Below are 20,464 nucleotides of genomic sequence, written 5' to 3' on the forward strand. Positions count from 1 at the left end.
TTTTTTTGGTTGGACTAGCTGGATTTGAACCAGATTATCGCCCCGTTTGGCGCTAATCCATCGGTAATTAAGTTTGTACTCATAGTATGGATGTTACCTAGAAAGATATACGAAATAATAATTTGTAAATTTTGTAAAAAAGTCTTAGTGGTTTCGTAAATTATGAAATAAGAGTAATCGTTGTATTTTTTAGAAAGAAGGCTAAACTAAGAGCGATATGAAATATGTTTTTCTTTTTGTATCCCGCTATTGTGGGGCAAATCATTAACTGCTTATTTATGACTTACTAAAATTAAATCGGTAGCAACTTTATAGTTCTATTCTAAGTAGGGGTGGGACAGGACGCTCCTATGCACGGCTAGATGCTCTCTTCAATCTATCTGCTTGTAAATGATAACGTATGGAGGAATCGTGATGGGAATTTGCCCGCTTTGCAACGCATTAGAATCACAAACATATTCTTGTCAAAATTGCCAAGGTATACTCCAAGATTATGGGAAAACTGTAGATTACATAGACGATTATAGTGCGTATATGGATCAAGAATTATTGAGTGCAGTAGATGGTTTAACACATAGTAATTCACAAGAGTACTGCAATCATGTTTTTTATTGCGGGATGTGTAATGTGGAAACAGAAGTTGTAGTAAAACTTGTGTAAATAGAAAACTTCCACCTTATGAATGAGGTGGAAGTTTTTGTTTTCGTATTTGCGAGTGAATCATAGGAGACGGGATATGTTCGGTGTTTGATGGAGCTCCGGATTTTATTTGAGACATTTTTTCTTTTGCATCGCGCAAAGAATGTTCAGTTAAGTAGATGGCATATTCGTAAAATAATTGGCGCGTCAGTTCACTTTGTTCTTTTAACTTTTCATCTTGGAATACAGTTCGCCCAGGTTTAGAGTTTGCTTCAAAGAGCCACGGGTTTTCCCCTGTGTCTAAACCGATATCAAAACCAATCTCTCCGATATTTCCGGTTACTTGTTCATCGAGCGCGTAACTGATTTGTAAGGCTGTATGTTTTAATTTATTTTCAATCTGAACTTGTTTCGTTGAATCTGGAAAAAGTTCTTGCAGTAATTTTGTATCGCCACCGCTATTTACATGCGTTGTTAAGCTACCTTTCCCAGCAATTTTTGCAACGATTGCACTGACCATCCACTGGCCGAAATGATTTTTATTTGTATGAATGCGAAAATCAACAGGTTGCCCATCGAAGCGAAGTAAGGAAATACCTTGTTGTACGATAAACTTTTTTAAATCATGTCCTTTTAACACATGGTTCAGAAGCGTTTCTAATGATTGATACTTTCTTAGTTTATTTTCTTCATTTTCGCGATAACGACAGTAGTAGCAATTCTCTGTTTGAGAGTAAAATATTTGATGAATGTTTCTCCCAAAGCTACCGTGTATCGGTTTCATGTAAACAGATTTATACGTGCCAAGAAATCGTTCTACTTGTTCGAAATGTTGAAATGCTTCCGTGTTTGGTAATAAGGGAATAATGGATTCATCTTTCATAAGAAGTTGATGTACTTCCCATTTATTGAAAAATCCTGGATTAAACCATGGAATAGCATAGTCATGCTCTAATTTTCTTTTTGCTCTTACGATTGGTTTATAATTTTCGGCTTTACGATTTGGTAATCGATCGTAAATGACATTCGGTAACGGGACTTTTTTCTTAATCCATTGCCCTTCTTGAAAGAAATACCCTTCAATTGTTTCATCTTCCCAGTCTATATGTTGCACACCAAAAACGAATACAAATGGTCGCAAGGCGAATGGCGGCGTTAGTAACTCGCCAAGAGAAGTTGATCGGTTTCCTAAAGGGTTAGAAGAGTCATCGTTAAAACCAGTTGTGAAAATCCCGATTAATGGTCCGAAAATAATGGTTTCATTTTGCGTGAATGCATGGATAGTAGTGGAATGAGGAAGCAAAAGCTTCTCTGCAATTTGTTGTCCGATAATGATTTCGCGAGTAAAGGAATAATGAATTTTCACCTCTTCACTTGCAACATGGCGTACGCCGAAGGAAAGGGATGTAATGGGTGGTGTAATGGAAAAAATATAAGGTAAAGTAATACTATTTGGATGCTCATCTGAAATATTTAATGTATATATATGCTCTTTCAAAATGGGTTTACCCCCTTTCATTATGGTGTGAAGCGACTAAACTTTAGTGGTCCGTGATATATTTTTTCGGCTAATGCATCACTATGACGAATGTAATGTTCGTATGGGGGAATCGTGTTGACATACATAAGCCAAATTGCCCCTTTTTGATCCATAATGGTGGAAAGCTCTAGCTCGAATAACGAAGAATAAGATTGATCTAATGTTTGAAACACTTCATTTATAATGTCGTATAAAGCGTCCTGTAATAATTGTACACCGGTACTAGATAATACGTATTTAACTTTTGAAAATGAATGCAGCGAGGAATCATCCGTTGCCGAAAGTAAAAGTTGATTCGGAAATGAGCTTTTTTGTATAAATTGGCCAATAGCATTCCACTGTTGTTCTTTATTCTTTTGCAAAATGGTTCGAATATGGAGTGGGTATGTTAATTGATTTGGTGGCTGCAGCATGGTATGGGTGATGTAACGTGCTGATCGTATATTACGTTTGTACCAAGATATAAATTCATCTGTCCGCTTGATTGGAGTAGAAGTGTGATAGTCGTCATTTATTGTATCGACATGAAACGTTTTGTTTTTGTAAGCGACCCGGTACAGACTTTCATTGGAATGTGTGTTAGTAGGACGTATAATAATATCTTTTGTTTTTAATAACAGTTTAAAAATATTTTGTATCGTTGCTATTTCAAATTTTGGTATATAAGGAGATAATTTTTTATTCGTGAGAAATACATCATGTAGTTCGCTTAAGTCAATGAGTGTGTTATTTAAAAAGGTAGTGGTAGGACGGTTGTGTAATGATTGAATAATTGATTTTGCTTTTTCAAAGTCTGTTTCCTCGTTAAAAGAAGAACGATCGTATATATAAGAAGGAATAGGGAATGTTTGCTCTTTCCATTTTCCTGTATCAGTATCATAAATCAGACCAGAAATAAGATCTGTTTTAGGATCAATACCAAATGGCGTAAACTGGGCAACGACATTATGATAAAGCCGAGCGCGTTTAGCGATTTCGGTGTAATACATTTGCTCATAATGAGGGTGAGAAGTTAAAATACCGAGAACCAACGAAATCACTCCTTTACTAACAAAATGTTGGCACAATAGGCGAAGCTATATATTGCAAATACGTTTTTATACCATTATACTTTTGTCCGTATGATGATATGCTATAGTTTTGGAGAAGCGAAAGGTTGATTGTAATGAATATATGGTTAAGTATGTTAACGACGACAGGGCTCGGAGCAATTATCGGAGGATTCACAAATCATTTAGCGATAAAAATGTTATTTCGTCCTCATCGCCCTATTTATATTGGAAAGTTTCAAGTTCCATTTACACCAGGGTTAATTCCGAAACGCCGCGATGAGCTTGCTGTTCAATTAGGGAAAATGGTTGTAGAGCATTTGTTAACGCCAGAAGGAATCGGAAAGAAGCTAACAAATGAAGAGTTTCAAAAAAGCTTAATTCACTGGGCACAAGTAGAAGTGGATAAAGTAATTACGAATGAACAATCGTTACGACAAATGTTAGAAAAATGGAATGTAGCGCATGTAGAAAAAGAAGCAATCGAGAAAATCGAGCGTGTGATTATAGAAAAAATAGAGGCATTTTTAGCGGAGTACTATACATATACATGGGAACAGGCTTTACCTCATTCTGTTCATGAAAAAATCGAGAATGCGATCCCAAATGTCTCAGCGTTTATTTTAGATCGAGGAATCAGTTTTTTTGAAAGTGAAGAAGGGAAAGCTCGTCTTTCAAAAATGATTGATGATTTCTTTGCTTCTCGCGGGACGTTATTAAACTTAGTCGGAATGTTTTTAGGGAATGTAAGTGTAGTGGATCGTGTGCAGCCAGAAGTCATTAAGTTTTTAGGGCAAGATGGCACAAAGCAGCTTTTAACCGATGTACTACTAAAAGAGTGGGAAAAGTTAAAAGGAAGAGATGTAAAAGAAGTAGAAACGTTTGTAGAAAAAGAAATGATTGTAAACTCCATATTGTCTGCAGTTAAAGTTGAGGAAACAGTGAATAAGTTTTTAAACCAATCTGTGCAGCAAGTATGTGAACCGATTCGAGAAACAATTATGGGAAAAGTAGTCCCAAGCGCAGTAACGAAAGGCTTGAAGTGGGGAACAGAAAACGTAGAAAGTATACTAAATAATCTCCACTTGGCGGAAATTGTCCAGCAAGAAGTATCCACATTTTCAACAGAGAGACTAGAAGATTTAGTTCTATCCATTACAAAAAATGAACTAAAAATGATTACGTATTTAGGTGCCTTATTAGGCGGAATGATTGGAATCGTGCAAGGGTTATTACTGTTGTTTCTTAAATAATAAGATACGTACATACAAATAAAAGTGAAATTTCTTCACATCTCTTGCATAGTTTGATATGGTAAGAAGAGGTGCGTATGTAAATGCACGTAAAAGGCAGTGCGAGAGAAAAGCGCTAGCCTTCTAAAGGAGGAAAAATAAAATGACAAAAAACATTCATGATGTAGCATATGAATTACAAAAAGCAATCGCTGAAAACGAAGATTTCAAAACGTTAAAAGAGAGCTACGCAGCAGTTCAGGCTGATACAGCTTCAAAGAACTTATTCGATGAGTTCCGTACAATGCAACTTGGCCTACAACAAAAAATGATGCAAGGTCAAGAGATCACTGAAGAAGATAACCAACAAGCACAAGAAGTTGTAGTTCGCATTCAACAAGATGCTAAAATCACAAAGTTAATGGAAACTGAACAACGCCTAAACATCGTTATCACTGACGTTAACAAAATTATCATGAAGCCACTTGAAGATTTATATAACGCGCAACAACAAGCGTAATAGTAGAAGACGCCCCTGTATAGGGGCATCTTTTTTGTTTGTTATTTGTGGAAATACTCCGTCTTAATATTCTTTTCCTTCAAAAACTTTTCAATTTCTTTTTGCTTTCTCCCGTTAACTTTCTCAAGGCGCTTTGTAAAAGAAAAATCAGTTTTGAATAAGTTACCATCTTGAGCGAGTTTGTCTATTTCCTGATCTAGTTCTACTGAAAGTGCGGTAGACGCGGAAATATAATCATGAATTTCCTTTGAAGGCTGTTTGTAATCATCAGGGAGTGTATTGTTGCTAATAAAATCATGGAAGTTCGCATCGTTTTGTTGTGCTAAATCTACTAGTTTTTTTAATTTCTCTCGATCAGATTCAGTGACACTCTCGTCAGACATGGCTGACGAAAGTGGAACGATGTTTTCGTATAACTCTCCGCTATAATCTAAATAATTTTTTATATTTTGTTTCATTTCGTCTTCGTTAATAGTTTCATTCTTTTTTGAGGAAGTGAATATAGTTTCTGGAATTTTAATCGTCACATCTTTAATAGATTGCACATCGTTTTCTTCCTTAGGTTGTGCATTGTTTGAACAAGCTGGTAGAAATAAAAGAGTAAGCAGCATGAGTGAATATAAAGTATATTTCTTCATTTTAATCTCCTTTTACATTCATTAGTGTCTTTGTAAAATAGCTATATTCCATTTCAAATACTTTACTAAAAGTGCGTATAGATGTTTGACCATTTGATAACATATGACGGATATGAGTAAACCGCCGCAAAAAGCGATGAAAACATTATAAACATCGGAATAACTAATTTGATGAAATCCTTTAAAAAATCCTAATCCTGTTAATAAAATAGGTGAAATGATTAATAATGGAGTGGCAATGATCAGCGCTAGAAGAATCGGTAATAAAAAGAGTAGTACGAAAAAGGCGATAATGATAAAGGCAAAGTTTAAAACACTTAAGCTCATAACAGAAAATAGTGCGGTTATCATATTTTTAAAGCTTCGTTTCTTGTCCGCGTTTTGTATTGCATATGAAACATTAAGTTCTTTAGCAATAGTTTTAGGGTTTCCTAGCTTTCTAGAAATTTCTTCTTCACATTTCCCATCTTGTTTACCACTGATAAAATGAGTTTCGTACTCTGAAATAATATCTTTTTTTTCTACATTAGGCATATTCCGCAGGGAAGAACTAAGTTGTTCCAAAAATTCACTTTTGTTCATAATAATCACTTTCCTTTATACAATGATGAATTACAGCTGAGAATTCTCTCTTTTTTGAAAGGGAGATATACGAATTGTAAACGTCATTCCAATTAATAGGTATTCCAATATTTACAAATATATCATTTAGTAGTGTTCTTTGCAAGGTACTGTTATTTTTTTAATAATGTGATGAGATGGGGATTTTTTCAGCTTTTTTTGAGGAGATATAAAAATATTATTTTAGGATAAATAAAGGGTTGTAAGCGTATTCCTTAATGACTGTCAAAAAACTGTCGAATTCATATTGTTGGAAAAATAATGCATTTGTAATATAATGATAAACAATACTTCACCACGTTAATTAACTAGGTGAAATTAAAAATCTTTATTACACACATTATGAAATAAAGGGATGATTAGTTTGAGTACAGGTGTAAAAGCAAACGACGTGAAGACAAAAACAAAAGGAGCAGATCTTGTTGTTGATTGTTTAATTAAACAAGGTGTTACACATGTTTTCGGTATTCCAGGAGCGAAGATTGACTCTGTATTTGATGTACTGCAAGAAAGAGGACCAGAGTTAATTGTTTGTCGTCATGAACAAAACGCAGCATTTATGGCAGCTGCGATTGGTAGATTAACAGGGAAACCGGGTGTGTGTCTTGTAACTTCAGGACCAGGAACATCGAATTTAGCGACAGGTCTTGTTACTGCGAATGCGGAGAGTGATCCCGTTGTTGCTTTAGCTGGTGCAGTTCCGCGTACTGATAGATTAAAACGTACGCATCAATCTATGGATAATGCTGCACTATTCGAACCAATCACAAAATATAGCGTAGAAGTAGAGCATCCGGATAATGTACCAGAAGCACTATCAAATGCATTCCGAAGTGCGACTTCTACAAATCCAGGCGCTACTTTAGTAAGTCTTCCGCAAGACGTTATGACTGCGGAAACGAATGTAGAGTCTATCGGTGCGCTTTCTAAGCCACAGCTTGGAATCGCTCCCACACATGATGTTACATATGTAGTAGAAAAAATAAAATCAGCAAAATTACCAGTTATTTTACTCGGTATGAGAGCGAGCACAAATGAAGTGACGAAAGCCGTTCGTAAATTAATTGCAGATACAGAACTTCCTGTCGTTGAAACATATCAAGCAGCTGGTGCAATTTCGCGGGAGTTAGAAGATCATTTCTTCGGCCGTGTTGGATTATTCCGTAACCAACCAGGTGATATTTTACTAGAAGAAGCAGACCTTGTTATTTCTATCGGTTATGATCCAATCGAGTATGATCCGAAATTTTGGAATAAACTTGGTGATAGAACGATTATTCATCTTGACGACCATCAAGCGGATATCGACCATGACTATCAACCAGAGCGTGAATTAATTGGCGATATTGCCTTAACTGTAAATAGCATCGCAGAAAAATTACCGAAACTTGTATTAAGTACGAAATCAGAAGCAGTGTTAGAACGATTACGCGCGAAATTATCAGAACAAGCAGAAGTTCCAAACCGTGCTTCTGAAGGTGTTACGCATCCGCTTCAAGTGATTCGCACACTTCGTTCTTTAATTAGTGACGATACAACTGTTACGTGTGACATCGGTTCCCATTCTATTTGGATGGCGAGATGTTTCCGTTCTTATGAACCACGTAGACTATTATTTAGTAACGGTATGCAAACGTTAGGGGTTGCACTACCTTGGGCAATTGCCGCTACTTTAGTTGAGCCGGGAAAAAAAGTTGTTTCCGTGTCAGGTGATGGTGGTTTCTTATTCTCTTCGATGGAGTTAGAAACAGCAGTACGTTTAAATTCTCCGATCGTACATCTTGTATGGAGAGACGGTACGTATGATATGGTTGCGTTCCAACAAATGATGAAATACGGTAGAACATCAGCTACAGAGTTTGGCGATGTTGATCTTGTGAAATATGCAGAAAGTTTCGGTGCGACAGGTCTTCGTGTGAACACGCCAGATGAATTAGAGGGAGTATTAAAAGAAGCACTAGCAGCAGACGGCCCTGTCATTATTGATATTCCAATTGATTACCGTGATAACATTAAATTAAGCGAAAAATTATTACCAAACCAATTAAACTAATGGAGGCATGGTTGAGATGACTGTTGCGCAATTACTTGATATTGATGCAAAAAGAACGAAAACGAATAACGAAGTATATCAAACATCTACAATGCTTGCGCTATTAGATGGTATATATGATGGTGTGATTAGCTTTGAGGAACTAAAAGAACGTGGTGATTTCGGCATCGGCACATTTGATCAACTAGATGGTGAAATGATCGCATTTGATAATGAATTTTATCATTTACGTTCAGACGGTTCAGCAGAAAAAGTAGAACCAGAAGAAACAACGCCATTTGCGACTGTAACGTTTTTCGAAAAAGAAATGAGTTATACAGTAGAGCATCCAATGAATCGTGAAGAAGTGGAAGCTTTATTACATGAATTAATGCCGAGTAAAAACTTATTTTACGGTATTCGAATGGATGGTACGTTCCGTGAAGTAAGAACGAGAACTGTTCCAAGACAAAAAAAACCGTATACACCGCTCGTTGAAGTGACGAAATCACAGCCAATCTTCTCATTTGAAAATACAGAAGGTACGCTAGCTGGATTTTGGACACCAGATTATGCGCAAGGTATTGGTGTAGCTGGTTTCCACTTACATTATATTGATGATGAAAGAAGTGGAGGTGGACATGTTTTCGACTATGTTGTTGAAAACTGTACGATTCAAATTTGTCAAAAAGCTCATATGCATTTAGCACTTCCAGAAACAGCTGACTTTATGGCGGCTGCATTATCTAGAGAAAACTTAGAGGATAATATTGCGACTGCGGAAGGCGCGGAGTAAAAAGGGAAGCCGATTCGGCTTCCCTTTTATTTTGGATTACTCCCGATATGCGGAACAATGCTCATCAGAAATGAAATAGTTTTCTTTACCAGTTAAGGCTGATACTTCTACTAATTGATGCCCAAGTCCATCCCATACCGTAACAGTATATAAGGAGGACCATTCAATATTCCCACGAGCCAGTCGGAAAGAATAATAGTCGTTATCAGTTGATATTAAAACTTTGTTATAAATAACTTTTTTCGTTTTTCTGTTTTGCAGAATAAGAACAAAATCTAATTTATCTTCTTCTTTTGGAAGTTGTAGTATTTTCGCTACAAACATTCCATTAGGGTTTTTCTTCGTTTTATATACTTTTTCTGATTCTATTTTTAGTTCAGGTTTACCCCTCATAGTCTCTCCCTTTACATATGCTTATTTCTTTGAAACGAACGGATTCCCCTCATAATAAAAACGCCACGGATAATGTACAGCTTCTTCTGCATAGTCGATGTTAATACGAGGTCCTGCTGTTATTTTATATTGTGATGATATGTGTTCTTCTTCTGGGACGAGTTCAATATGCAATGTGTCACTTTGTAAGGATACGCCTCGTTCTTCTAACGTAATTCCGAGGGCACGGCATAGTTTGCCAGGGCCATTCGTTAAATTTTTATACTGCGCTTTTGTAATGTCGGTTTTGTTGTAGCGCGCAAGTTTGATTTCTTCAATCCCGTCTACTGGCTCAAGGGCTCGAATGAGAACGCCTTGCGGGGTGCCAACTGGCGCTGTAATGACGTTAAAACAATGATACATACCGTAAATTAAATATACGTAAGCATGACCCGGTGCGCCAAACATGACTTCTGTGCGACCTGTTCGCCTCCCGCCGTAACTATGTGCGGCCTTATCATCGGGACCCTTATATGCTTCTACTTCTACAATGATTCCGCTTCGTTTTATTCCATCTACAGTATGTACAAGTTTTTGTCCGAGTAATTTCTTTGCGACTTCTAACGTATCGCCTTCATAAAAGGAAGGAGGTGCTTGCATTGTACTATCTCCTTTACTGAGTGTATATGTATATAGTAAACCAAATTTTCAGTAGTAATTCTAACTCGTTCTATTTGCTACATTTATTTCATAAATTATGGATAGAGTACAACAGCGAAGAGGGGGAGTGCGACATGATTTATCGCTTACTAGCTCTTAATATAGATGGGACACTACTATACAACAACGGAAAAATTGCAAAAGGATTAAGAGAAACAATTGAATTTGTGAAAAGAAAAGATGTATACGTTACATTATTTACGAGCCGTAATTTTCAGTCTGCTCATAAAGTAGCAAAGGCGTTAAAATTAGATTCTATATTAGTGACACACGGTGGTGCTTTCGTTTCAGCAACATTAGATAAGCCTTACGTTCAAAGAAGATTATCGGAAGAGAAGACGTTTAACATTGTGCAAGTGTTAGAGCACTTTGATTGTAACGTACGCATTTCTCATGAACGGTTTTCAATTGGAAATCGTGAGAGAAATACACCAAACTTAATTGCGCGTACTGTATTATCAAGCGCAGATCCGTTATTTTATCCAGTTCAGTTTGTAGACTCTTTAGGTGATGCGCTTCGTGATCATCCAGTAGCGGCGCCAAAAATTGATGTGATTTTCCAAAGTAAAGGTGAAAAAGAACGAGGGTTAAATACATTACGAAAAGCATTCCAAGATATAGAGTATGTTGAGTGTGATTCAAAACGAATAGAAATTTTGCCGCAAAATGTATCAAAATTACGTGGATTACAATTGCTTGGAGAGCATTTAAATATTTCGCTAAACGAAATGGTTGCGATTGGAGATAGCATGGAAGATTTAGAGGTAATTGAAAATGTGGGGCTTGGTGTAGCGATGGGGAACTCGCCTGTAGAATTAAAGCAAGCAGCAGACTGGATTACACGTTCAAATAGTGAGAACGGCGTAGAGTATATGATTAAAGAACATTTCCGTAAGCAATTCCCGCTTCCGTTTTTGAAGAATCATAAAAATGAACCGAAACGATAAAAGAAAAACGTAGCTTTTGGCTACGTTTTTCTTTGTTTAAGCTTCAATAACTTTAAGCATTCGGTTTAAAAATGCGGCTGCTTCAGCGCGTGTTGCTGTGCCTTTTGGTACGAATTGATTTCGTTCGTTTCCTTTTACTATTCCGTATGCATAAACGTTTTGTAACGCTTTTTGATCGTATGCTAAGTGTTGGTCAGTGAATGGTAATTTCACTTCTTTTCTATAAATCCAGTTATATTCTAATGCACGGTCAATCATAATAACGGCTTCATCACGTGTTATTGTAGCGTTGGGATCAAATTTATTATTCCCACGACCATTAATGATACCTGCGCTAGCGGCACTGTTAATTCCATCTACTAAAGATGGATGTGCTTCGTTTAAGTCTGTAAATTTAGCGTTTCCAGCAGGTAATTTTAAAGAACGTGACATTAAACTTGCAAACTCAGCTCGTGTTACAAGACGATTTGGCCAATAAGAACCATTTCCATCACCAAACATGATTTTTTTAGCTGCTAACTGACGAATGTCTTGTTCATACCATCCACCTGTAATGTCGTCTTTTTTATTAGGGATTTCTGACGGCGGTAAAGTATCTTTACGATGTTCATTATAGTAAGTGTTTGTGCCCTTTAAGAAAGCATCCCATTGTCCGCGTTGAATCATAAATGCAGGGCAGTTTTTTCCGCTCCAAAATTGATGTTTTTGAACGTGATTGAGGGAGATATTTAATTCGTTCATTAAATAAGCAGCTAATTTTCGGGCATTTTCTACCGCTTTCGTATAGTTTCCATCACTATTCACAGCAATTTCAATTCCGATAGATTCATAGTTTCCAGTCTTATTTCCAGTATGCCATCCAACTTCATTTAATGGAAGATGTTGATAAATTTCTTTATCATCGACAGTAAAATGCCAAGATGCTGAACGATCAGTCTTTCCACGTGCTTGTCTATCTAAGTACTTTGCATGATTTAAAGCATTAGCCCCTTTGCTCGTATTAGCAGTTTCGTGAATTGTAATGTATTTTGGTTTCATTGCGTAGCCAGGACGAATATTTTCATTCCCTTTTGGAACGATCATTTTTTAAAATGTAACACCATAAACGTTATTTGTAGGCAAATTAGATGGTGTTTTGAAGAAAGAGGCGCTTTTCTTTTCGATAGAATCTGTTTTTTCAAATAATGATGCTTTCGTACCTTCAAATGTAGCTGAAGGAGCATAAATCCATTTCTCAGTTCCATTCATTTGAATTTTAAACCAATTCCCCGCTTGTTCAGTAGGAGTTACTGTTTGCGGTTGTAAATTTGTTTCTTCTTTAAACGATTGGAATGGGAATGAATAGACTGATGTTTCTTCTGTTACAATTAGTTTTTGATTCGAGAGTTTATGAATCTCTTGTACTTCTAAACTATGATCTTCCTTATTAACCCAGCCAGAACCAAATGTAGTTTGTATATAATATGCATTCTCTTTTTTCTTCGTTGCTTTTACTACTGGTTCAGCAATTTCAATATTTGATTTGGTCTTTAAGTCGTTTGAATCGTATAGTGGAAGTTTTGTTGATAAATGGAGAAGATATTCACCCGAGATTTCAAGGTCGTTTTCTTCGTCATGTCTATGCTGTTTTGCATGTTCTTCAATGCTTTTTAACGCTTGTTCATCAATAGACAATTTCGCAGTTTTCTCTATATTTTCTGCGAATGAATGGGTAGGTGCTATAAATGTTTGTAATGCCAAAGATATTGCTAAAATGTTGTAAAACTTTTTTTTCATAGTTGTTTTAACACGTTAGATGTTGTATGCCGTGTTAATATTCCCCCTTATACATGTTTATTATCAAGTTCTAATACTGGATTATGCGTAGATTTTATTCCTCCTTATACATTTTTTATAATCAAGTTCTAATACTTGATTATACGTAGATTTTATTCCTCCTTATACATTTTTTATAATCAAGTTCTAATACTTGATTATACGTAGATTTTAACAGGTGTAAACTCAGATGTCTATACATATAGATGAATATACATAATGAATATTAGGTTTTTAAGAATAATGGAAAAATATAAGAAGATAAGAAGATAAGAAGATAAGGTAAAACCTTCTGTATTGACCTGCAAACGCCCTTCAAGTAAACTAAAGAGAGTTTGCAAATGAAAAGGTGATAATGTTGTTAATTTCAATTAAAACGTTACAAGATGATCGTTTTTTACGTCCGCTACAAAATATTGGCGGCTTATTTTTTGAAGATAGTACGATTGGATTTGAACAAGAGGAAGCAAATCTTATCGTTGATATACACATTGAAGAGAATGTGAAAGCATCAGCTCATTTAACAGATGTTGCTACTGGAAATGTGTATGAAGAAACATTCGCAAAAGATTTATCTGCTTTCACAGATGAAAAAGAGCGTATGAAGCAAGTGAAACACGTTGTTTCTTATGTATATCTTTCTGTTCTTCAGCAGTTAACTGGACTTGAACAAAGCTGGGGCATTTTAACAGGAGTACGTCCGACGAAACTTCTTCATAAAATGCTTCAAAGTGGTATGTCAAAAGAAGAAGCACACCAAGAACTTCGTGAAAGCTATTTAATTCATGAAGAGAAAATTGAACTTCTTCAGCGTATTGTGGATTGCCAATTAGCGGTAGTTCCGGATTTATACCGTTTGAAAGAAGAAGTAAGTATTTATATCGGTATTCCATTCTGCCCAACAAAATGTGCATATTGTACATTCCCAGCGTATGCAATTAACGGACGCCAAGGCTCTGTTGATTCATTCTTAGGTGGTTTACATTATGAAGTTCGTGAAATTGGTAAGTTTTTAAAAGAAAAAGGTGTAACAGTTACGACGATTTATTACGGCGGCGGTACACCGACAAGTATTACAGCAGAAGAGATGGATATGCTGTATGAAGAAATGTATGAAGCGTTCCCAGATGTGAAAAATGTGCGTGAAGTAACAGTTGAGGCAGGTCGCCCCGATACAATTACGCCAGCTAAGCTAGAAGTGTTAAATAAATGGAATATTGACCGTATTAGTATTAATCCGCAGTCATACCATCAAGAGACATTAAAAGCAATTGGGCGTCATCATACTGTAGAAGAAACAATTGAGAAGTATCACTTAGCTCGTGAAATGGGAATGAACAATATTAATATGGACTTAATTATTGGTCTTCCTGGTGAAGGGCTAGATATCTTCAAGCACACGTTAGATGAAACAGAAAAGTTAATGCCAGAATCATTAACAGTTCATACGTTATCATTTAAACGTGCTTCTGAAATGACGCAAAACAAACGTAAATATAAAGTAGCAGGTCGCGAAGAAATTACAGCGATGATGCATGAAGCAGAAGAGTGGACGCAAAAGCATAATTACGTACCATATTACCTATATCGTCAAAAGAATATTTTAGGTAACTTAGAGAACGTTGGTTATGCAATGCCGACGCAAGAAAGTATTTATAACATTGTTATTATGGAAGAAGTTCAATCGATTATCGGACTTGGCTGTGGTGCATCAAGTAAATTTGTTCATCCGAAGACAGGTGCAATTACGCACTTCGCAAATCCGAAAGATCCAAAATCATATAACGATGGCTTCGTAAAATATACAGAAGATAAACTGAAAATTTTAGAAGAGCTATTTGTATAAGAAGAAAGAGGTTGTTCCGATTTGGAATAGCCTCTTTTTTATTCCGCTATTTGTGGGAGTTGTGCTGCCCGTAAATGCCTGATCGGTGAGGGCTGATTAAAGTTGCGCTTTATCATATCAGTTTTTGTCGGTAAGTCGATATATTCGATAAATCGCCAATATAATTTCACTTACCGATAAGCGGCACTGTTTGTAAAACTATGTCGATAATAATCAGAAAAATTAGTCAAATCATTAGAGGACAATGTCTACTTATGGACGAAATGATAGATTTATGAAAGAGAAAAGGGGGAAATTGTTGGCATGTACATGACGATAGGGAGAATATTTGATTTAGCGGTTGGTAAGTATCCGAATAAAGAGGCGTTAGTAGAGCCGGAAAAAAATATTCGCTGGACATATAAACAGTGGGATGAGCAAATAAATAAAACGGCGCAAGCTCTGTTGAAAGAAGGGGTAAGAAAGGGAGATACTGTATCTGTTTACTTATATAATTGCCGTGAATTTGTAAACGTTTACTTAGCCTGTGCGAAAATTGGGGCAATCTTTAACCCGATTAACTTCCGTTTAAAAGCAAAAGAATTATCGTATATCCTTCAAGATGCGGCCTCGAAAGTAGTAGTCTTTGAAAAAGCGGTTGAATCAACTGTTGCTATCATTGAACGAGATTTCCCAAATTCGTCTTTTTGGTATGTAGAAGACGACACACCTTCCTATGCTAGTTCTTACCATGAAAAAGTAAATGAAGCATCAGCTGAAAAAGTAGATATTGAAGTCGATGAAATGGATTATTGTTCTATGTTATATACGAGCGGTACGACTGGTCATCCGAAAGGCGTACTACATCGTCATCGTGAAATGACTGAGCATAGTATGATTTGTACGTATTTCCTTAAATATAATAGAGATAGTGCGGGGCTTGTCGTTGCACCTTTATATCATTGCGGTGAGTTAAACGCCGGAATTATACCGCGCATTCAAGTTGGCGGAAAGAATGTTATTTTACATCATTTTGATACAGAAACAGTATTACATACGATTCAAGAAGAGAAGATTACGACATTTTTTGCGGCACCAACGATGTGGAATATGTTGTTGCAAAAAGATTTAGCACAGTATGATTTAACGTCGATGAGAATTGGTATATACGGCGGAGCTGCAATGGCACCGGCATTAGTGAAGGAATGTAAAGAACGTCTTTATATTGATCTTGTTCAAATATACGGAATGACAGAAATGGGACCAGTCGTTGCGTTTCTCGTAGAAGAGGATCAAATTACGAAAGCTGGTTCAGCGGGAACACCATGTTTTAGTCATGAAATCCGTATTGTAAAACCAAGCGAAGACGCACCAGCAGAGCCAGATGATGTATTACCTCCTTATGAAGTTGGGGAGATTATTTTGCGCGGCCCGACTATGATGGCTGGTTATCATAACCGAGAAGAAGCAAATGCAAAATCGATGTATAAAGGATGGTATCACTCTGGTGATTTAGGCTACTTTGATAAGGACGGTTATTTATTCGTTGCCGATCGCGTGGATGATATGGTGATTAGTGGCGGCGTTAATATTTATCCACGTGAAATTGAAGATTTCCTTCATAGTCATCCCGGTATATTAGATGTTGCCGTGCTTGGTGAGCCAGATGAATTATGGGGAGAACGTGTTGTGGCAGTCGTTGTAAAGAAAGATGAAACGATTACAGAAGAAGATTTGGAAATATACTGTAAAGAAAGTGATGAATTAGCAGATTATAAACGTCCGCGTCATTATTTATTTGTGGATGAACTGCCTCGTAATGCGAGTGGAAAATTACAAAAATTTGTCCTGAGAGAGTCATTGAAAGGCGCAAAACAATAGGGAGTAGAGCAGTCGTCTATACAGATAAAGCTATCTTTTTTAATAAGAAAAGATAGCTTTATTTTTTTTGAAACGATTGAAAAAACGGTATAGTTCTTCTATTGAAATCCTCTTTTATTATTATATAAAAATATTTTTTGTAGCATTACAATTTGATTATAAATGTATGTATTCCACTTTAGATAAGGATTTTATAAAGTTTTCAGGTGAATTTTATGGATGTTTAAATAATAATTTTAGTGTAAGTGGAAGAAAGGTATTGGAGGAGAATATTTAAAGGATAAAGATAGTCAGTCATCAGATGAACGTATGAATAAAGTGGTCATTCAGTTTATTAGGTTACTACTACAATAGTAACAAATTAACGAATGAATGAACAGTCTTGTAATGCACTTTTATAAGGACTAATATTTATTGTTGGCTGCCCAAAAGACAAGTAAAGATAGTTTGATGCTGCAAATAATCTTTATTTTAGAGTGTGGTTTAGGGTAGAAAAATGAAGTAACCAAAGATGGAGGATTTATGAGTACATATTTAAAAAGAATATCTGTAATTTGTTTTATGTTTACTGTTCTTATTGGACAAGTTTTTACGCCTATTATAGGACATGCTCAAGAATTAAACACAACAGGATTTGTTGATAGTTTTGCATTTGAAAAGACAACATTAAATTATGGGGAAAAGACTAGCATTCATGTAAACTTTAGTGAAAAGCCTGGAAAGAAGATGAAGTCTGGGGATACATTAACGTTAGCACTACCTCCAGAATTAAAGGGCTATAGTGGAACTATCGCATTAAAAGATGAATCAGGGCGCGTTTTTGGTACGTGCCAGATTAATACAAATAATGTAGTTTGTACATTTAATGATACAGTAGAACAGCTCCAAAATATTCGAGGGAACTTTAATTTCACTGTTCAAGGTACGAATGTTGAAGCCGGAAAGACGAAAGATGTACAAACGAATTTAGGGACAGATTTAGAAAAACAAATGGTAAGTATTACGCATCCAAAAGGAGAGGGTACAGAACCCGGGATCTTTTTCTATAAATCTGGTGATATTCAGCCAGACAAAAGTAATGAAGTGCGTTGGTTTTTAAATATAAATTTAAAGAAACAATATTTACATGACAATATCGTTTTAAAAGATACGTTACAAGAAGGACAAACGCTAAATAAAGATAGTTTTACTATTACTATCAATAATAAAGAGTATTTGTCTCTTAAACAATTTCAAGACCGAGGTTATGGATACATTAAGCTAACTAGTGATAACTCATTTGAAGTTGTAATGTATAGACATATGGCGAACGCTACGTCGTTTACCATTTTCTATACATCAACGATTACTGATAGCGGGAAAAAGTTAAAACATCTACAGAATGACTACAAGCTTGATTATCAAATTTTATATGAGAAACCTATTTCTGAATCTAATAGTGTAAAGGTTGAAAATATATCATTTGGCGGCGGGGCTGAAGGGGTTTTACCTGCGAAAGGAACGTTGCAGATTGTTAAACATATTGAAGGAGACGAGAATAAGTTTATCCCAGGTGTTTCTTTTAAATTATTTGCAGAGTCAGGTCAGCAAATTGGTGATTCCTATACAACAAATCAAGACGGAATAGTTGAAGCACCAAACCTTGCTCCAGGTAATTATTACGTACAAGAAATTTCTGCTCCGAACTATGTAGAGTTTGATTCACAAGCGAAAATTCCTTTTACAATTAAGACGGATGCTACAAACGGCATAAAGCTTATGGTTCCAAATAAGTTAAAAACTACATCAGTTACGGGAACGAAAACGTGGGAAGGCGATAAAGTAAATGATCGCCCAAAAACGATTAAAGTAGATTTACTGCAAAATGGTAAAGTCATTGCAACGAAAGAAGTTAAGGCAGCAAATGATTGGAAATATGAGTTTGGAAAGTTACCAGCAGTTGATAATGCCGGAAAAGCTTATACGTATGAAGTGAAAGAACAACCAGTATCAGGATATCAATCGAAAGTTAAAGGATATGATATTACAAATATAAAGATACATGAAGCACCAGAAGTCGAAGGACAAGGTAAAGAAGAAGCAATAGAAGAAATGGAAGCTCCAACTAACCCGGAAGCACCAAATGTAACAGAAGAGCCGAAAGAGCTAGAGAAACCAGAAGTTACGGAGAAACCGGAAATTCATGTAAAACCAGAAGAAGAACAAGTTGAAGAAGGAACAATAGAAGAAATAAAAGAAGAAAAGCCGGAAGAACCGAAAGTAACAGAAGAGCCGAAAGAGCTAGAGAAACCAGAAGTTACGGAGAAGCCGGAAATTCATGTAAAACCAGAAGAAGAACAAGTTGAAGAAGGAACAATAGAAGAAATAAAAGAAGAAAAGCCGGAAGAACCGAAAGTAACAGAAGAGCCGAAAGAGCTAGAGAAACCAGAAGTTACGGAGAAGCCGGAAATTCATGTAAAACCAGAAGAAGAAAAAATTGAAGAAGAAACAATAGAAGAAATAAAAGAAGAAAAGCCGGAAGAACCGAAAGTAACAGAAGAGCCGAAAGAGCTAGAGAAGCCAGAAGTTACGGAGAAGCCGGAAATTCATGTAAAACCAGGAGAAGAAAAAGTTGAAGAAGAAACAATAGAAGAAATAAAAGAAGAAAAACCGGAAGAACCGAAAGTAACAGAAGAGCCGAAAGAGTTAGAGAAGCCAGAAGTTACGGAGAAACCGGAAATTCATGTAAAACCAGAAGAAGAAAAAGTTGAAGAAGAAACAATAGAAGAAATAAAAGAAGAAAAACCGGAAGAACCGAAAGTAACAGAAGAGCCGAAAGAGTTAGAGAAGCCAGAAGTTACGGAGAAACCGGAAATTCATGTAAAACCAGAAGAAGAAAAAATTGAAGAAGAAACAACAGAAGAAATAAAAGAAGAAAAACCGGAAACACCAAATGTGACAGAAGAAAAACTAGAAATACCGAACAAACTAGAGGCTCAAGATAAAGTAGAAGTACAAAACAAATCAGAAGTACCATCTAGTAAAGAAAGTAATAAGCAATCAAAATTACTTCCTCAAACAGGTGGAGCAGCAACTGAATCTATTTCTATCCTTGCAGGTATGTTCGCATTAATTTTGGGAGCGATGATGTTTAGACGCCAAAAAAATTAATGAATGTGAGAGCATTCATTTCTTATGTTTTTAGTTTGGGAACAGATGTATAGAAAAAAGCGGAGACGATAAGTCTCCGCTTTTTTTATATTATTTACGTGAAAATCCTTCTTCATCAAGGTATTCCGCAGCTTCTGGATAAGAGTTGAATGTACCGTCTAAGTTTACACCAGCGTACACGTTCCACATATCATCCTCTTGAATAAGAGTTAGGATGTGGCCATCTTCGTTCTTCCATTCTTCTTCTGCAGCAGGTTCCATTGGTGTAACAATTTCTTCTGGCTCCTGTGATAGACGTTCAATTACTTTTTCAATTAATGAACGCAGTTCTTCTTCTGAAAACTCACGGATGTTAATCATGCCTTTATCATCTGTTTTATAACCTTTAATGAAGTTTGCATATACAAAGCCGTTTCCATTTGGATGTAAGTGATAAACAACGTTCTTTTTATCTAAACGACTTTCTTCAAAGTGAAAGTTCACGCGTTTTAATGATACGTTTTTTCTTTCTAATTCAGGGAAAGATTCAATAATCGATAATTTTTCTTCAAAAGTTAGCATAGTGCCTCCAAATATATAATAAAAGATTTAATTTATCTATTATAGCATAGTTATAATAGTTTCCAAAGACGCGGTAGGCACTTGCAATTGAATGCGTTTACGTCACGATACTGTAAAAAGTGGACT

Annotated in this window: 16 protein-coding genes and 1 pseudogene; 9 read left to right on the forward strand and 8 right to left on the reverse strand. The window is 36.0% G+C overall.

Translation table 11 applies throughout. From position 1 onward, the window contains the following. Positions 1 to 414 precede the first annotated feature (414 nt). Positions 415 to 660, forward strand: coding sequence for a hypothetical protein (locus tag KZZ19_RS04400; protein ID WP_000510463.1), 246 nt, complete (start codon positions 415 to 417; stop codon positions 658 to 660). Between the two features lie 16 nt (positions 661 to 676). Here KZZ19_RS04400 and KZZ19_RS04405 read toward each other — a convergent pair whose 3' ends face one another. Then, entirely contained in the window at positions 677 to 2,137 is a 1,461-nt protein-coding gene (locus tag KZZ19_RS04405) for a YheC/YheD family protein (RefSeq protein WP_237982122.1), read from the reverse strand. A 20-nt stretch (positions 2,138 to 2,157) separates the two neighbouring features. Further along, a complete protein-coding gene (locus KZZ19_RS04410; RefSeq protein ID WP_237982121.1) occupies positions 2,158 to 3,210 on the reverse strand; it encodes a YheC/YheD family protein in 1,053 nt (350 codons plus the stop codon). Positions 3,211 to 3,344: 134 nt separating this feature from the next. Here KZZ19_RS04410 and KZZ19_RS04415 point away from each other — a divergent pair, with 134 nt between their 5' ends. Both KZZ19_RS04415 and KZZ19_RS04420 read left to right on the forward strand, forming a co-directional pair. Next, positions 3,345 to 4,481 carry a DUF445 domain-containing protein gene (locus tag KZZ19_RS04415; protein ID WP_237982120.1) on the forward strand — a complete coding sequence of 379 codons (1,137 nt, stop codon included), beginning with the start codon at positions 3,345 to 3,347 and terminating at the stop codon, positions 4,479 to 4,481. Between the two features lie 142 nt (positions 4,482 to 4,623). Then, positions 4,624 to 4,980, forward strand: coding sequence for a YlbF/YmcA family competence regulator (locus tag KZZ19_RS04420; protein WP_088095297.1), 357 nt, complete (start codon positions 4,624 to 4,626; stop codon positions 4,978 to 4,980). Between the two features lie 41 nt (positions 4,981 to 5,021). Here KZZ19_RS04420 and KZZ19_RS04425 read toward each other — a convergent pair whose 3' ends face one another. Next, positions 5,022 to 5,618 carry an NDxxF motif lipoprotein gene (locus KZZ19_RS04425; protein ID WP_237982119.1) on the reverse strand — a complete coding sequence of 199 codons (597 nt, stop codon included), beginning with the start codon at positions 5,616 to 5,618 and terminating at the stop codon, positions 5,022 to 5,024. 21 nt (positions 5,619 to 5,639) lie between these two features. After that, positions 5,640 to 6,200 (reverse strand): DUF1700 domain-containing protein, encoded by a 561-nt coding sequence (locus KZZ19_RS04430; protein WP_237982118.1) that lies wholly within the window; start codon positions 6,198 to 6,200, stop codon positions 5,640 to 5,642. A 403-nt stretch (positions 6,201 to 6,603) separates the two neighbouring features. On the opposite strand from KZZ19_RS04430, the gene alsS reads away from it, so the two are divergent. Continuing rightward, entirely contained in the window at positions 6,604 to 8,292 is a 1,689-nt protein-coding gene (gene alsS, locus KZZ19_RS04435; RefSeq protein ID WP_237982117.1) for an acetolactate synthase AlsS, read from the forward strand. A 16-nt stretch (positions 8,293 to 8,308) separates the two neighbouring features. Beyond that, positions 8,309 to 9,067, forward strand: a complete 759-nt coding sequence (gene alsD, locus KZZ19_RS04440) for an alpha-acetolactate decarboxylase (RefSeq protein WP_237982116.1) — start codon at positions 8,309 to 8,311, stop codon at positions 9,065 to 9,067. 36 nt (positions 9,068 to 9,103) lie between these two features. Here the strand turns inward: alsD and KZZ19_RS04445 are convergent, their stop codons facing one another. Together KZZ19_RS04445 and KZZ19_RS04450 are read right to left on the reverse strand one after the other, a co-directional pair. Continuing rightward, entirely contained in the window at positions 9,104 to 9,460 is a 357-nt protein-coding gene (locus KZZ19_RS04445; protein ID WP_237982115.1) for a hypothetical protein, read from the reverse strand. A gap of 21 nt (positions 9,461 to 9,481) precedes the next feature. Next, positions 9,482 to 10,099: a DNA-3-methyladenine glycosylase gene (locus KZZ19_RS04450; protein ID WP_237982114.1), complete on the reverse strand. Its 618-nt coding sequence runs from the start codon at positions 10,097 to 10,099 to the stop codon at positions 9,482 to 9,484. A 134-nt stretch (positions 10,100 to 10,233) separates the two neighbouring features. On the opposite strand from KZZ19_RS04450, the gene KZZ19_RS04455 reads away from it, so the two are divergent. After that, positions 10,234 to 11,106: a Cof-type HAD-IIB family hydrolase gene (locus tag KZZ19_RS04455; RefSeq protein WP_088095312.1), complete on the forward strand. Its 873-nt coding sequence runs from the start codon at positions 10,234 to 10,236 to the stop codon at positions 11,104 to 11,106. Between the two features lie 36 nt (positions 11,107 to 11,142). On the opposite strand, the pseudogene KZZ19_RS04460 reads toward KZZ19_RS04455, so the two are convergent. Next, positions 11,143 to 12,882 (reverse strand): annotated as a pseudogene (locus KZZ19_RS04460) (S-layer homology domain-containing protein). Between the two features lie 394 nt (positions 12,883 to 13,276). On the opposite strand from KZZ19_RS04460, the gene KZZ19_RS04465 reads away from it, so the two are divergent. From KZZ19_RS04465 to KZZ19_RS04475, 3 genes are all read left to right on the forward strand, one after another. Continuing rightward, the gene (locus tag KZZ19_RS04465) at positions 13,277 to 14,767 is read left to right on the forward strand and encodes a coproporphyrinogen III oxidase (RefSeq protein ID WP_237982113.1); all 1,491 of its coding nucleotides are present in this window, start codon (positions 13,277 to 13,279) and stop codon (positions 14,765 to 14,767) included. 303 nt (positions 14,768 to 15,070) lie between these two features. Continuing rightward, positions 15,071 to 16,627, forward strand: coding sequence for a fatty acid--CoA ligase (locus tag KZZ19_RS04470; RefSeq protein ID WP_237982112.1), 1,557 nt, complete (start codon positions 15,071 to 15,073; stop codon positions 16,625 to 16,627). 522 nt (positions 16,628 to 17,149) lie between these two features. Next, positions 17,150 to 19,777, forward strand: a complete 2,628-nt coding sequence (locus tag KZZ19_RS04475) for a Cna B-type domain-containing protein (RefSeq protein ID WP_348638027.1) — start codon at positions 17,150 to 17,152, stop codon at positions 19,775 to 19,777. A gap of 90 nt (positions 19,778 to 19,867) precedes the next feature. Here the strand turns inward: KZZ19_RS04475 and KZZ19_RS04480 are convergent, their stop codons facing one another. Then, positions 19,868 to 20,338: a hypothetical protein gene (locus KZZ19_RS04480; RefSeq protein WP_000955002.1), complete on the reverse strand. Its 471-nt coding sequence runs from the start codon at positions 20,336 to 20,338 to the stop codon at positions 19,868 to 19,870. Positions 20,339 to 20,464 lie beyond the last annotated feature (126 nt).

The sequence above is a fragment of the Bacillus thuringiensis genome (genome assembly GCF_022095615.2).
Classification (GTDB): Bacteria; Bacillota; Bacilli; order Bacillales; family Bacillaceae_G; genus Bacillus_A; species Bacillus_A cereus_AG.